The following is a 12,664-nucleotide window of genomic DNA, read 5'->3' as shown; positions in this document are numbered from 1 at the left end:
CCGGATTGTGATCGCCGGGGCGCTCCATTTCCGCAATGGGGACAAAAACCGGCGGATCCGGCCCCTCCAAGGCGGACATTCTGCCGCAGCGATCGCCGCCAGTCTCGGGCCAGCCTCGGCCGTGAGCCACCCTTCCGCCCGCGCGGGCCGTCGTATATGAGAGATTTGTCGCCGGAACGTGCCGAATATCGCCACAGACGGAACGTATGGCGGCTGCGATTTCTTAATCCAAAGATCGCAATCTGAGACGTAATCGACATGAGCGCGGACTGGCATTTCGACCGGGGCATGGCATGAGAAACCGACTGACGACGGCGCAATCCACCCTGGCGATGCGGCGTTGGGCGCTTCCCGGCACGATCGCGCTTGCGGCGCTGGCCGGACTTGCGGCGCTGACCCCGGCCGCCGCGGCCAAGCAGGCGCGCCAGCCGGCCGAGGCGGTGGCGCCGCGGGAGGCCGGCGAGCCGATCATGGCGATCGTGTCGATCAAGGGCCAGCAGGTCACCTTCTACGACGCCGACGGCTGGATCCTGCGCGCGCCGGTCTCGACCGGCACCACCGGGCGCGAGACGCCGGCCGGCGTCTTCGCCGTCGTCGAGAAGGACAAGGACCACCGCTCGACCATGTATGACGATGCCTGGATGCCGAACATGCAGCGCATCACCTGGAACGGCATCGCGCTGCACGGCGGGCCGCTGCCGGGCTATGCCGCCTCGCACGGCTGCGTGCGGATGCCCTTCGGCTTTGCGGAGGGGCTGTTCGACAAGACCAACATCGGCATGCGCGTGATCATCTCGCCGAACGACGCGGCCCCGATCGATTTCGCCCATTCCTCGCTGTTCGTGCCGAAGCGCGAAGCCATCGCGGCGGCGCCGAACCGGGCCGACAAGCTCTCCGCCGAGGCCGAGGAGGCAACCCGGGCCGCCGACGAGGCCAAGAAGGCCGCGGCAATGGCCGCCAAGGAGGCGGCATCGCTTCCCGCCTCGCTGCGCAAGCTGGAACAGCAGAAGGCCCGCGCCGATGCCGAGCTCGCCTTCGCCGACAAGACGCTGGCGGCCGCAAAGACCGATCAGGCCCGCGCCAAGGCCGAGGAGCTGAAGCAGAAGGCCGCCACCAGGGCTGCCGACGCGGCAACGCAGCTCGACACAGCCAAGGCCGCCGCACAGCCGAAGCGCGACGCGGTCGCTGCCACGAAAGAGGCCGCGAAGGCGACTGCGACCAAAAAGGCCGATGCGGTCAAGGCGGCGACCGACGCCAAGCTCGCGCTCGAGCCGGTCTCGGTCTACATCAGCCGCGCGACGCAGAAGCTCTATGTGCGGCGGAACACGCACAAGCCGGCGCCGGATGGCGGCGGCGAGGTGTTCGACACCAGCATCGAGGTTCCGGTCACGATCCGCAATCCCGACCAGCCGCTCGGCACGCATATCTTCACGGCGATGGCGAAGAACGATACCGGCCTGCGCTGGAGTGTGGTCACGATCGAAAACGGCGACGACGCCAAGGACGCGCTCGACCGCATCACCATTCCGCAGGACGTGTGGGATCGCATCGCGCCGACCGCATTGCCGCGCTCGTCGATCATCATCTCGGACGAGCCGCTGAGCAGCGAGACCAACTACCGCACCGAGTTCGTCGCGGTGCTGAGCAACCAGCCCCAGGGCGGGTTCATCACGCGCAAGCCGACCGCGCCGATGGACATTGCGAGCGACGACAGCTGGGACAACGGCGGCAACGGCTTCGGCTTCTTCTTCCAGCGCGACCCGAACCCGCAACCCGTCAACCCGCGCCGCCAGCGCGGCGGCCAGTACCAGTACTACCAGCCGCAGCCGATGCCGCGGAGCTTCTGGTAGGACGCGGGACGCAAGCTGAAGCGTCCCGCAACTACGGCTGTGCCGTGATCACCAGCGCCTGGATCTTGCCCTCGACCGGTCCTGATCCATGGCGCGTTCGGATCGCCTCGGCAACGGCGTCCGTCGCAGCCTGAAGCTTGCTCGCATCCCTTGCCTCGATCTCGTTTCGCAGCGGCGTCCCCTGGCAGTATGCGAACGCCACATATTCGGGCGTCGGCGCGCGGCTCACCGCGGGAAGCGTTTCAATCGAGATGTGACGAAAGCCCGCCTGCTCCAGATCGGCCTTGATGACGGCCTTGTCGTGGTAGCCGTGCGGGGTCCGCGCCATGAAGCGCGGCGGATCGTCGGGAAAGATCTTTCCGAGCACGGCCGTCGCCTCGTCGGCGAACACGTTCTCCTCGATGCGGTCCCAGACGTTGAACACGAACGTGCCCTCCGGCCGCAAGACCCGCTTCGCCTCGGCGTAACCCTTGATGCGATCCGGAAAGAACATGGCGCCGAACTGGCAGCAGACCACGTCGAACGTGGCATCGTCGAAAGGCAGCGCGGTGGCATCCGCCTGGCGCCAGGACATGCGCTCGTCTTCGCCCTGGCGCTGCGCGGCGATCGCGAGCATCGGCTCGTTGAGATCGGTCGCGACGTAACGGATGCCGGCAGGCAGCGCCGCCGTCACGGCCCGCGTCACGGCGCCAGTGCCTGCGGCGGTTTCCAGCAGCGTTGACGGGGAGAGCGCGGCGACACGCCTGGCGATGTCGGCGGCGTAGTGGGAGAAGATCAGCGGGACGAGATACTCGTCGTAGATTTTCGGGATCGAGCCGGCGAAGACCTTGTCGGTGGAGGACATGTTTGCCTCGCTGATGGTTCGGACAGGGGATCACGCTAGCATGGAACGCCGCCTACCGCGCGAGCAGCGAAGTAAACCCCGCCGGTTCCTGCATCGCCTTGCGCGCTTCGAGCGACATCGGCTCGTAGCGGCTGCCGCTCAAGATGCTGAGCCGGCTCTCGATGCCGTTTGAACCGGCATAGCAGCCTTCGGGCGTGTAGCTGACATAGCCGTCGTCGCCGAAGCCGATGGCGGTCAGGAGCACGCGGCGCCGCAAGCCGGCGCAGGTGTTCTACGATTTCGCCCCGCCGACCTCCCGGATCGGCCGTGATCCATCCCAGTTCATCGCCGCCTGCCGGACCTTCTCGAAGAACGGCCCCTTGGCGCCGCTGATGTCGGAAATCTCGATCACGGTTCCGGGATGCGCCTGGGTGTCGAAATAGGCAAAGCGTCCCTTGTCGCCGCCGATCTGGCCCTCGTGGCCCACTTTGTAGCCAAGTCCGAGCGCCTTGTCGTAGAGCGCCTGATAGTCGTGGCTCCAGTACGACATGTGCTGGAGGCCTTCGTGGCCGGCGTCGAGGAATTCCTTGTACAGCGAGGGCGCGTCGTTGCGCTGCTGGATCAGCTCGATCTGGAGGTCGCCGGAATTGGCCAGCGCAATGCTCATCTCGACGGCGGCGTCCTGGCCGCGATGGCGGAACCAGTCGGTCCGGACGCGGTCCATGTAGTACCAGGGGCCGACGCCCATCACCTCGATCCAGTGCTTCATCGCGGCATGGATGTCCCGCACCACATATCCGTTCTGGCGCACCGCGCCGAAGATGCGGCTCATGCCCGCGCTCCCTTGATCGCTTGGTTCAATTGACTTCGATTCACTTGACTTCGATGCCGGCGTCCTTGGCAACCTGCTTCCAGGCCGTGATGTCGCGGGCGTTGATGTCGCGCTGCTCATCGCCGGGGACGAATTGCGGCGTGATGCCGAGCCCGAGCAGCTTCTCCTTCACCTCGGCATCGCCGAGCGCATCCTTCAACGCCGCCGACAGTTTCTGTGCGATCGGTGGAGCGACGCCCGCCGGGGCATACATCGCCCAGGACAGGCTGCGGTCAAACGCCACGCCCTGTTCCTTGTAGGTCGCGACGTCAGGCAGGCTCGGCGAGCACTCGCCGCAGGCGGCCAGCGCCTTGATCGAGCCGTCCTTCACCAGCGGCGTCGCGGTCGCCATGTCGAGCGTCGCCAGCGAGATGTGACCGCCGAGCAGGTCGCCGGCGAGTTTTGCGATGCCGTTGAAGGGCACGTGATCCATCTTGATGCCGGTTTGCTGCATCAAGATCTCGGCGCAGAATTGCCCGGTCGAGCCCACGCCCCAGCTGCCGTACTGGATCGGCTCGCCCTTCCTGGCGAGCGCGATCAGGCCCTTGATGTCATTGGCGGCAAAATCCTTGGTCGCCACCAGCATGATCGAGGAGGTGCCGACGCGGCCGATCGTCGTGAAATCCTTGATCGGATCGTAAGCCAGCTTTGGATAGATCGCGGGCGCCAGCACATGCGTGGTCATGCCGCCGACGGTGATGGTGTAGCCGTCGTTCGGTGCCGCCGCCACCATCTGCGTGCCGAGCGTTCCGGCCGCGCCCGTGTGGTTCTCGATATAGACGCTCTGTCCGAGCGTCTTGCCCATCTTGTCCGCGAGCAGCCGGCCGATCACGTCGCCGCCGCCGCCGGCCGCATAGGGCAGCAGCATCCTGATCTTGTGGGTGGGGTAGGCGGCGGGGTCCTCGGCGCGCGCAGTGAGTGCCGCGGGCAGCAATGCGAGCAATGAAAGCGTGACGGTGCGCAGCATCATGATGGCATTCCCTTAATTCTCGAAACGAAACCGGTAGGCGTCGCCGTGCCGGATCACGCGCCCGGCCGTCGGGGCGGGAAAATGGCCGGTGAGCAGATAGCTCGGCGTGTCCGCGAGCGCTTCCAGCAGCGCCAGCCGGGTTGCGATGGCCGCGGCCGGATCGACATCGGCGGCATTGGACAGCCACGGCGCGGCGCACTGGATCGGATGGTGGATGACGTCGCCCGACATCACCGCGTGGTCGTGGCCGCCATTGAGATGGATCTGCATGTTGCCGGCGGTGTGGCCGGGTGCCGGCGCGAAGCGCAAGGCGGCGTCGCGGTCGTCGAACAGGTGATGGTCGGTCTCGACGAACTCGGCGAGGCCCGCCGCGACCACCGGCAGCACGGAATCCTCGAACGAGCCGTGGTTCACCGGGTTTTTCGGCGCCGCATTGTGCGCGGCCTCGAAATGCCGGTACTCCTCGCGTCCCATCAGGTAGCGCGCGTTGGGGAAGGTCGGCACCCAACGGCCGCCGACGAGCCGCGTATTCCAGCCGACGTGATCGACATGCAGATGCGTGCACATCACGAAGTCGACTTCTTCAGGCGCAACGCCGAGCGCCCGCATGTTGTCGAGATAGGGCTGGTTGAGGTCGTTCCACACGGGCACCCGCGGCCGTTTCTTGTGATTGCCGCAGCAGGTGTCGACGATGGCGGTCCAGCGCGGCGTGCGCACGAGATAGGAGTGGTGGCTGAGGATGAAGCGGCCGGTCTCCGGCTCGATATAGCGGTGATCGAGCCAGCTGCGGTTCTCCGCGATCACCGCGTCGGTGACGTTGGCGAACAGCCAGCTCTTCTCAAAAGCGAGCGTGGGGATCTCGCTGACGAGATCGACCCGCATGCTGCCGATCCGCAACCCCCGCATGTGTCAGTTCTTCAGGAGGTCGCCGAACGGCACCCAGCGCGTGCCGTCGAAACGAATGAGCTGGAGGCTCGTCATCGGCGTTGTGTGCTCGGGCGAATTGTTCACCGCGGTGCCGTTGATCAGCATCGGCAGCTGCACGTCCTTCAGGTTCGTCGCCTGCTTCATCACATTGGCGCGGGTGAGGTCGTTACCGGATGCCTTCAGCACCGTCACCAGCGTCTGCGCAATGGTGTAGCCATAGACGTTGAGCCAGTCGCTCTTGTTGGCCTCGGGCAGATATTTGTCCATGAAGGCGGCCCACTCCTTGTAGCCGGCATCGTCCTTGAGCGCCGGATCGGTCGCGTCCTTCAGGTACTGGCTGGAGATGACGCCGGTGGAATTGTCCCTGCCGGCCGGCTCCAGCACGCCGCTGATCGAGGCCGAGACGTTGGAGATGATGGTCACGGGCTTCCAGCCGATCTCGCCGATCTTGCGGATCGCCTGCGCCGCAAACTTCGGCGTCGCCGCAACCAGCACCACATCGGCGCCCGCGGTCCTCAGTTGCAGGATCTGGGTGTCCACCGTCGGCGCCGAGGTCTCGTAAGCCGCGCGCGCCACGATTGCCTCGCCGCCGCCGAGCCCTTCCTCCAGCGCCTTCAGATAGTCCTTGCCGAGATCGTCGTTCTGGTAGAGCACGCCGATCTTCGCCTTGGCGTGGCTTGCCTTGATGTACTTGGCGTAGGCGATCGCCTCGTCGCGATAGGTCGGCTGCCAGCCGACGGTCCACGGAAAGTTTTTGGGATCGTCCCACTTCGCGGCGCCCGAGCCGAGGAACAGCTGCGGTACCTTGCGGTCGTTGAGATATTTGTGCACGGCGCTGTTGGTCGGCGTGCCGACGCCGCCGAAGATCAAGAGCACCTCATCGCTCTCGACCAGCCGCCGCGTCTGCTCCACCGTCTTCGGCGGGCTGTAGGCATCATCGGCGATAATCATCTGGATGCGCCGTCCGTTGATGCCGCCCTCGTCGTTCACTTTCCGGAAATACGCTTCCGCCGATTTCGCGATCTGGGCGAAGGCCGAGACCGGGCCGCTCAGCGGCGCGGTGGTGCCGATCTTGATGGTCTTGTCGTCGGCGCCGGGATCGTATTTCGCGGTTTGGGCCTGGGCGGTGCTGGCTGCGAGCAGCGGCAACAGAATGCAGGCCGCACGAAGGCTGGCAAAGCGCGCCATGACGTCGTCTCCCCAGATTTGCTCTCCGCCTCTCAAGGGGCGGAGTTGAAACGCGAGAACAGCGCCCGCGAGCAGACTTGCGGGCCGCAATCGTCGTCGCCAGACTGGCAAACGAACGATCGTTCGTATGGTTGACTAGCGAACGATCGTTCGTTAGTCAAGCGCATGGCTGTCCACACCTCCAGCGCGGCGGAAGCGGCCGCGCCCACCACCCGCGAGCGCATCCTCATCGAGGCGCTCAATCTGTTCGCGCAGAGCGGCTATGGCGGCGCCTCGATGCGCGAGCTCGCGCGCCGCGTCGGCATCCGCGAGAGCAGCCTCTACAATCATTTCGCCGGCAAGGCCGCGATCCTCGAGGCCATCGTCGCCGAGCACGGCCCGGCCAGCTCGGCGAGCCGGCTGGAGGAGCCGCGCTACAAGCAGCTCGCGCGCCAGCCCGCCGCGTTCTGCCGGCAGTTTGCATTGGACCTCGTCGAGCAATGGTCCGACCCGCGCGAGCATCAGTTCCAGAAGGTGATCACCGCCGAGCGCAACCGCGTGCCCGGCATCCGTGCCAAGTTCGCCGACCATTTTTACGCGCGCGAGCAGAGCCTGATGACGGATTACTTCCGCGGCTTCGCGCTCGCTGGCCTCGTCTCGACGCCGGATCCGCGCGAGACCGCACGGCTGTTCGCGGCCGGCCTCATCTACATCCGCCTCGAACATTACGTGATGGGCGCGATGCCGTCCTCGCGGCCGAAGGTGATCGAGGCGATCGACCGCTATCTCGCCTTCTTCCTGTCGCTGATCGCGGCAGGCGACGACGACAACAAGAAACGAAAACCCAAGGGAGAAACGCGTGGCAAGGCTGCCCCTGATTGATCCGGAGACGACGAGCGGCGACATCCGCGCCTCGTTCGACCGCATGCCGGTCAAGCTCAACATCTTTCGCATGATGGCGCATGCCGAGGCCAACATGATCCCGGCGATGCGGCTCGGCAATTCGATCCTGCATAAGCAGAAGCTCAGCGCCGTCAACCGCGAGCTCCTGATTCTCCAGGCCGCGCAGCTCGAAGGCGGCGCCTATGAATGGCGCCAGCACGTGCCGATCGCGCTCGGCGTCGGCTGCACGCAGGGACAGATCGATGCGGTCGAGCGCAGTGACTACGATTCCGCCGGCTTAAGCGATGCCGAGCGCGCGTTGCTGAAATTCGGCCGCGAGGTCGTCGAGAACGTCCGCGTTGCGGAAGCGACCTTCGCCGGCATGCGCCGCCACTTCAGCGACCAAGAGATCGTGGAATCCATCGTCGCGCTCGGTTTCTACATGATGATGGCGCGCCTCACCGAGGCGACCGAGACCGATCTCGACCCTGCGGCCGGCATGAAGGTCTATGACGGCGGCAAGAAATAGGCGGGGCGCATGGCTGAGAATACCGAGATCAAGCCGGAACGTTACGTCCGTCCGCCGAGCGCAGAGTCGCTCGGCGAGGCGCCGGGCAGGGGGCGCCTGAAGGGACGCCGCATCCTGATCGTCGGCGGCGGCCAGCGCGTGTTCGACGCAGCCACCGATCCGATCGGCAACGGCCGCGCCATGAGCATCCTCTGCGCCCGCGAAGGCGCGAAGGTCGCAGTCGCCGATCTCAACCGCACCTCCGCTGAGCAGACGGTGAAGCGCATTACCGACGAAGGCGGCGAGGCCTTTGCCATTGCGGCCGACGTCACGAGCGAAGCCGACGTCGTCCGCATGGTCGACGAAGCGCACCGCGCGATGGGCGGGCTCGACGGCATGGTCTTGAACATCGGCACCTTCGGCAACGTCGGTCTCGATGCCGTCAGCCCCGAGGAGTGGAACAGGATCTACGACGTCAACGTCCGCGGCCCCATGCTGTGCTGCCGCGCCGCCATGCCGAAGTTCGACAATGGCGGCGCCATCGTCTTCATCTCCTCGATCGCCGCGCTGAAGGCGGGCTCGCAGATGGCGGTGTACGATTCCTCCAAGGCCGCGCTCGGTGGCCTGATGCGCAACATCGCCCATCTCGGCGCGCGCCGCGGCATCCGCGCCAACCTCGTCTATCCCGGCCTCGTCGACACCCCCAACGGCCGCGAAGCCGGCGCCGGCCGCCCCTCGCGCGGCAAGGGCCACGTCCCCTTCGGCCGCCAGGCGACGGCGTGGGAGATCGCCTACGCCGTGCTGTTCTTCCTCTCGGATGAGAGCGTCTACGTCACCGCGCAAACGCTCGCGGTGGATAGCGGCCTGAGCGGGATGTAGCGCCAACGCAGTCGGACTACGCTTGTGGCACCGCTGGTCCCACATCGTCATGGCCGGGCTTGACCCGGCCATCCACGGCTTGCCTCTCTGAACCAAGAACGTGGATGCCCGGGACAAGCCCGGGCATGACGACTCGCGGCTGTCGCCTCCCCCAGATTCAGATTGCACGCGCTAGCCATTCCCTCTAATTGTCTTGGACAACTGACCAAATAAAATGGTCGCGTGCCGAATGGCGCGATCTAGGATGGAAGCGCAGCATGTCGCAGGACGGATTTGGCTTAGCGGGGGTCATCGGCATGCCGGTTGCGCATTCGCGCTCGCCGGTCATTCACAATTACTGGCTGAAGGCGCACGGCATCCGCGGCACCTATGTGCCGCTTGCGGTCAAGCCGGAGCGGCTCGAGGATGCGCTCGACGGGCTGATCGCGCTCGGCTTCCGTGGCTGCAACGTCACCATGCCGCACAAGCAGACGGCGATGCCGCTGCTCGACCGCGTCAACGAGACCGCTAAACGCATCGGCGCCGTCAACACCATCGTCGTCGAAGCGGACGGCACGCTCTCCGGCTTCAACAACGACGGCAACGGTTTTGTGCAGAGCCTGCGCGACGCCAAGGCCGACTGGCGCGGCGATGCGGGGCCGATCCTGCTGCTGGGGGCGGGCGGCGCCTCGCGCGCGGTGGTCGTCGCGCTGCTCGAGAACGGCGCGCGCGAGATCCGCATCGCCAACCGCACGGCCGAGAAGGCGCAGGCGCTCGCCAGGGATTTCGGCTCCGCCGTCAGCACCGTTGCGTGGGATGCCCGTGGCGCTGCGCTCGGCGATGTCGCCCTGCTCGTCAACTGCACCGATCGCGGCATGGTCGACAAGGACGCGCTGGAGATCGACCTGTCGCGGCTGAAGCCCACGACGCTCACGGCGGATCTCATCTACACGCCGCTGGAAACGCCGTTCCTGGCCGAGGCCCGTGCGCGCGGCTGCGTCACCGTGAACGGGCTCGGTCTTCTGCTCAACCAGGCCCGGCTCGCCTTCAAGGCCTGGTTCGGAATCATGCCCGACGTGACGCCCGAACTGATCAAGGCCATCGAGGCGACATTCTGAACCGTGCGCCGGGGAGACTTGCGCCATGACAATGCCGGCGTCCCCCAGGATCGATTGCCACATCCACGCCATCGATCCCGTCCGCTTTCCCTACGCCGCCGACACGCCATACCGGCCGACCGGGCAGGAGATCGCACCTGCGGCGCAGCTCATCCGCGTGTTCGATGCCTTCGATATCAGGCACGCGCTCGTGGTGGCCACCAACACCGGCTATGGCAGCGACAGCCGCATCCTGCTCGACACCTTGAGGCAGGGCGGCGGCCGCTTCAGGGGCGTCGCCGTCGTCGAGAATGACGTCGACATCAGCGAGCTGGAACGCTTGAAAGCCGCCGGCGTGATCGGTGTCGCCTTCAATGTGCCCTTCCACGGCACCGGCTACTATCTCAGGGCTGCGCCGCTGCTGGAGAAGCTGACCAGCCTCGGCCTGTTCCTCCAGATCCAGGTCGAGCAGGACCAGTTGCTCGATCTGCTGCCGCTCATCGAAAAATCGGATGTGCGCCTGGTGTTCGACCATTGCGGCCGGCCCTCGGTCGCGCAGGGACTGAAGGGCAAGGCCTTCCAGGCCCTGCTGGCAATCGGCCGCGAGCGCGACGCGCATGTCAAACTCTCCGGCTATTACAAGTTCTCGCAGCAGCCGCATCCTTACGAGGATACGTGGCCGTTCATTGCAGCGCTCGTCGACGCCTTCACGCTCGACCGCTGCGTCTGGGGCTCGGATTATCCGTTTCTGCGCGCCGCTGAACGGCTCGACTACGGCCCGCTGCTCGCGGTGCTGACAAGACTGTTTCCGGACGCGAGCGATCAGCAACGCCTGTTGTGGCGAACTCCAGCAAAGCTGCTCGGCTTCGACGAGGCGGCCGACCAAACAAGATAACAACAGAGTAAAAAGGGGAGGGACGTGATGAGGCATCTTAAAGGGACGCTTGGTATCGCCATCGTGGTATCGCTGTGGGCGGGCGCGGCTTGTGCGCAGACCATGGTCTACATCCCCGACGTGATCGAGCTGTCCGGGCCCGGCGCGGTCTCCGGTACCAACTGGCGCGACGGCGTCGCACTCGCCGTCGAGGAGGTCAACAATGCCGGCGGCATTCTGGGCCGGAAAATCCAGACCGAACATCTCGACACCCAGAGCAATCCCGGCATCTCGAGGGCGCAGGTGCAGAAGGTTTTGGACAAGGATCCCTATGTCGTGCTCGGGCCGATCTATTCCGGTTCGGTCAAGGTCAACATGGCGCTGACGCAAGCCGCCGAGATCCCGCAGATCGTCGGTGCGGAGGCCGCCGACATCACCACGCAGGGCAACCCCTGGGTGTTCCGCACCGCCTTCGGCCAGCAATTCTCGATGCCGAAGATCGCCAACTATCTGCACGACAAGCTGAAGGTGAAGGCGGTCGCGGTGGTCTGGGTCAACAATGATTTCGGCAAGGGCGGCCGCGATAATTTCGTGAAGGAGATGAAGGCGCGCAACATCGGGATCGCGGCCGATATCTCCACCGAGCAGGGCCAGGTCGATTTCGGCTCCGACGTCATCAAGCTCAAAAGCGCCAAGGCCGACGCGATCTTCGTCTACACCAACGAGGAGGAGAGCGCGCGTTTCCTGATCGAGGCGAAGCGGCAGGGCCTGTCGACGCCGCTGTTCGGAGAGACCACGCTGCTGAGCCAGAAGGTGGTCGAGCTCGCCGGCACCGCTGCCAACGGCGTGCGCGGCCATGTCGGCCTTTCCGCCGACGCGCCGATTCCCGCCATCGAGGACTTCACGAGGAAGTTCAGCGAGCGCTACAAGTACCGGCCCGACCACAACGGCATCAAGGGCTATACCGCGGTCTATCTCGTCAAATACGTCACCGAAAAGATCGGCAAGTTCGACAGCAAGGCCTTTGGGGCTGCGATGAACGGCCTGACCCTGACGCCCGACAAGGCCCCGGGCATGCTGATGGAAGCAAGCTGGGACCAGAACGGCGACATCGACCGTGCCAGTTTCCTCGCCGAGATCATCGACGGCAAGCAGAAGATCGTCGAGACACTGCCGAAGCTGAAGGGCGGCAAGGGGGACTGAAGCAGCACGTCCCTCCGGCGTCCGCGCTCAGAGCTCGTCGAGCGCGGCCCAGTGCGGCACGTGCGCGGCGAGCTTGTCGAGCAGGCGCTGGAATTCGTTGCGCTCGGTGCGCGTGAGGCAGGCCAGCATGGCGCGCTCCCGATCGCGCAGGGCCGGGATGTATCTGGCGTAGAGTGCGCGGCCGGCGGCCGTCATGAACAGTTGCTGGCGACGGCTGTCGGCCTGGTCGGCGGCACGCCGGATCAGCTTCTTCTTTTCCAGCGCGATGATGCCACGGCTGATATTGGCCTTGAGATGGCCGGAGAACTCGCAGATATCGCTCGCCGTCACGCCTTCGCGGAAATTCAGGAAGATCAGGGTCACGATCTCCGGCCGCGTCAGGCCGAGTTCCATCTCGATCCGCCGAAACGACGGCTCGCGGTAGAAGTTCAGCACGTACCCCATTCTGTAGGCGATCTGGAGCTCGGTGCCGCCGATCACCGCCGAGAGCGGCTTTCGCTCCGGCACAACGCCCTTGGACGTGACGCGCGCTGATTTTCGAGATGGTCTCATATGAGACTTTCTGGTTGATTTCCGGTTCGGCATGATCTTAACATCGCCGCGCGGCCCGCAAGAACGGCCGTCGTCGATAGTT

At 65.5% G+C, this 12,664-nt stretch carries 14 protein-coding genes; 7 read left to right on the top strand and 7 right to left on the bottom strand.

Going from position 1 to position 12,664, the window contains the following annotated elements; translation table 11 throughout:
• The first annotated feature begins 293 nt into the window (after positions 1 to 293).
• Positions 294 to 1,850, top strand: coding sequence for a L,D-transpeptidase (locus BM118_RS24015; RefSeq protein ID WP_092187939.1), 1,557 nt, complete (start codon positions 294 to 296; stop codon positions 1,848 to 1,850).
• Positions 1,851 to 1,881: 31 nt separating this feature from the next.
• On the opposite strand, the gene BM118_RS24010 is transcribed toward BM118_RS24015, so the two are convergent.
• The 6 genes from BM118_RS24010 to BM118_RS23985 are packed head-to-tail and all read right to left on the bottom strand — an operon-like array spanning position 1,882 to position 6,629.
• A complete protein-coding gene (locus tag BM118_RS24010) occupies positions 1,882 to 2,694 on the bottom strand; it encodes a class I SAM-dependent methyltransferase (protein WP_092187938.1) in 813 nt (270 codons plus the stop codon).
• 52 nt (positions 2,695 to 2,746) lie between these two features.
• Positions 2,747 to 2,938, bottom strand: a complete 192-nt coding sequence (locus BM118_RS24005) for a hypothetical protein (protein WP_143099511.1) — start codon at positions 2,936 to 2,938, stop codon at positions 2,747 to 2,749.
• Between the two features lie 27 nt (positions 2,939 to 2,965).
• Complete coding sequence (locus BM118_RS24000; protein ID WP_092187936.1) at positions 2,966 to 3,505, bottom strand: VOC family protein; 540 nt, start codon at positions 3,503 to 3,505, stop codon at positions 2,966 to 2,968.
• Positions 3,506 to 3,545: 40 nt separating this feature from the next.
• Positions 3,546 to 4,514 carry a Bug family tripartite tricarboxylate transporter substrate binding protein gene (locus BM118_RS23995; protein ID WP_177234626.1) on the bottom strand — a complete coding sequence of 323 codons (969 nt, stop codon included), beginning with the start codon at positions 4,512 to 4,514 and terminating at the stop codon, positions 3,546 to 3,548.
• A gap of 12 nt (positions 4,515 to 4,526) precedes the next feature.
• Positions 4,527 to 5,420 carry an MBL fold metallo-hydrolase gene (locus BM118_RS23990; RefSeq protein WP_092187935.1) on the bottom strand — a complete coding sequence of 298 codons (894 nt, stop codon included), beginning with the start codon at positions 5,418 to 5,420 and terminating at the stop codon, positions 4,527 to 4,529.
• Between the two features lie 3 nt (positions 5,421 to 5,423).
• Positions 5,424 to 6,629 (bottom strand): ABC transporter substrate-binding protein, encoded by a 1,206-nt coding sequence (locus BM118_RS23985; RefSeq protein ID WP_092187934.1) that lies wholly within the window; start codon positions 6,627 to 6,629, stop codon positions 5,424 to 5,426.
• 165 nt (positions 6,630 to 6,794) lie between these two features.
• On the opposite strand from BM118_RS23985, the gene BM118_RS23980 reads away from it, so the two are divergent.
• From BM118_RS23980 to BM118_RS23955, 6 genes are all read left to right on the top strand, one after another.
• The gene (locus BM118_RS23980) at positions 6,795 to 7,490 is read left to right on the top strand and encodes a TetR/AcrR family transcriptional regulator (RefSeq protein WP_092187933.1); all 696 of its coding nucleotides are present in this window, start codon (positions 6,795 to 6,797) and stop codon (positions 7,488 to 7,490) included.
• The gene (locus BM118_RS23975; protein WP_092187932.1) at positions 7,468 to 8,019 is read left to right on the top strand and encodes a carboxymuconolactone decarboxylase family protein; all 552 of its coding nucleotides are present in this window, start codon (positions 7,468 to 7,470) and stop codon (positions 8,017 to 8,019) included. Before BM118_RS23980 ends, BM118_RS23975 begins: the two co-directional genes overlap by 23 nt.
• A 9-nt stretch (positions 8,020 to 8,028) precedes the next feature.
• Complete coding sequence (locus BM118_RS23970; protein WP_092187931.1) at positions 8,029 to 8,877, top strand: SDR family NAD(P)-dependent oxidoreductase; 849 nt, start codon at positions 8,029 to 8,031, stop codon at positions 8,875 to 8,877.
• A gap of 257 nt (positions 8,878 to 9,134) precedes the next feature.
• Positions 9,135 to 9,974, top strand: a complete 840-nt coding sequence (locus BM118_RS23965) for a shikimate dehydrogenase (RefSeq protein ID WP_092187930.1) — start codon at positions 9,135 to 9,137, stop codon at positions 9,972 to 9,974.
• 25 nt (positions 9,975 to 9,999) lie between these two features.
• A complete protein-coding gene (locus tag BM118_RS23960; RefSeq protein WP_092187929.1) occupies positions 10,000 to 10,848 on the top strand; it encodes an amidohydrolase family protein in 849 nt (282 codons plus the stop codon).
• Positions 10,849 to 10,875: 27 nt separating this feature from the next.
• Entirely contained in the window at positions 10,876 to 12,030 is a 1,155-nt protein-coding gene (locus BM118_RS23955; RefSeq protein ID WP_092187928.1) for an ABC transporter substrate-binding protein, read from the top strand.
• Positions 12,031 to 12,057: 27 nt separating this feature from the next.
• On the opposite strand, the gene BM118_RS41630 is transcribed toward BM118_RS23955, so the two are convergent.
• The gene (locus BM118_RS41630; RefSeq protein ID WP_244550217.1) at positions 12,058 to 12,582 is read right to left on the bottom strand and encodes a MarR family winged helix-turn-helix transcriptional regulator; all 525 of its coding nucleotides are present in this window, start codon (positions 12,580 to 12,582) and stop codon (positions 12,058 to 12,060) included.
• Between the last annotated feature and the right edge of the window lie 82 nt (positions 12,583 to 12,664).

Source organism: Bradyrhizobium sp. cf659 (assembly GCF_900113725.1).
Taxonomy (GTDB): domain Bacteria; phylum Pseudomonadota; class Alphaproteobacteria; order Rhizobiales; family Xanthobacteraceae; genus Bradyrhizobium.
This window is presented reverse-complemented; position numbering and strand designations above follow the sequence as displayed.

Coding starts and splice junctions, on each gene's coding strand:
- BM118_RS24015 (WP_092187939.1), top strand. CDS start 294: ATGAGAAACCGACTGACGACGGCGCAATCCACCCTGGCGATGCGGCGT.
- BM118_RS24010 (WP_092187938.1), bottom strand. CDS start 2,694: ATGTCCTCCACCGACAAGGTCTTCGCCGGCTCGATCCCGAAAATCTAC.
- BM118_RS24000 (WP_092187936.1), bottom strand. CDS start 3,505: ATGAGCCGCATCTTCGGCGCGGTGCGCCAGAACGGATATGTGGTGCGG.
- BM118_RS23995 (WP_177234626.1), bottom strand. CDS start 4,514: ATGATGCTGCGCACCGTCACGCTTTCATTGCTCGCATTGCTGCCCGCG.
- BM118_RS23990 (WP_092187935.1), bottom strand. CDS start 5,420: ATGCGGGGGTTGCGGATCGGCAGCATGCGGGTCGATCTCGTCAGCGAG.
- BM118_RS23985 (WP_092187934.1), bottom strand. CDS start 6,629: ATGGCGCGCTTTGCCAGCCTTCGTGCGGCCTGCATTCTGTTGCCGCTG.
- BM118_RS23980 (WP_092187933.1), top strand. CDS start 6,795: ATGGCTGTCCACACCTCCAGCGCGGCGGAAGCGGCCGCGCCCACCACC.
- BM118_RS23970 (WP_092187931.1), top strand. CDS start 8,029: ATGGCTGAGAATACCGAGATCAAGCCGGAACGTTACGTCCGTCCGCCG.
- BM118_RS23965 (WP_092187930.1), top strand. CDS start 9,135: ATGTCGCAGGACGGATTTGGCTTAGCGGGGGTCATCGGCATGCCGGTT.
- BM118_RS23960 (WP_092187929.1), top strand. CDS start 10,000: ATGACAATGCCGGCGTCCCCCAGGATCGATTGCCACATCCACGCCATC.
- BM118_RS23955 (WP_092187928.1), top strand. CDS start 10,876: ATGAGGCATCTTAAAGGGACGCTTGGTATCGCCATCGTGGTATCGCTG.
- BM118_RS41630 (WP_244550217.1), bottom strand. CDS start 12,582: ATGAGACCATCTCGAAAATCAGCGCGCGTCACGTCCAAGGGCGTTGTG.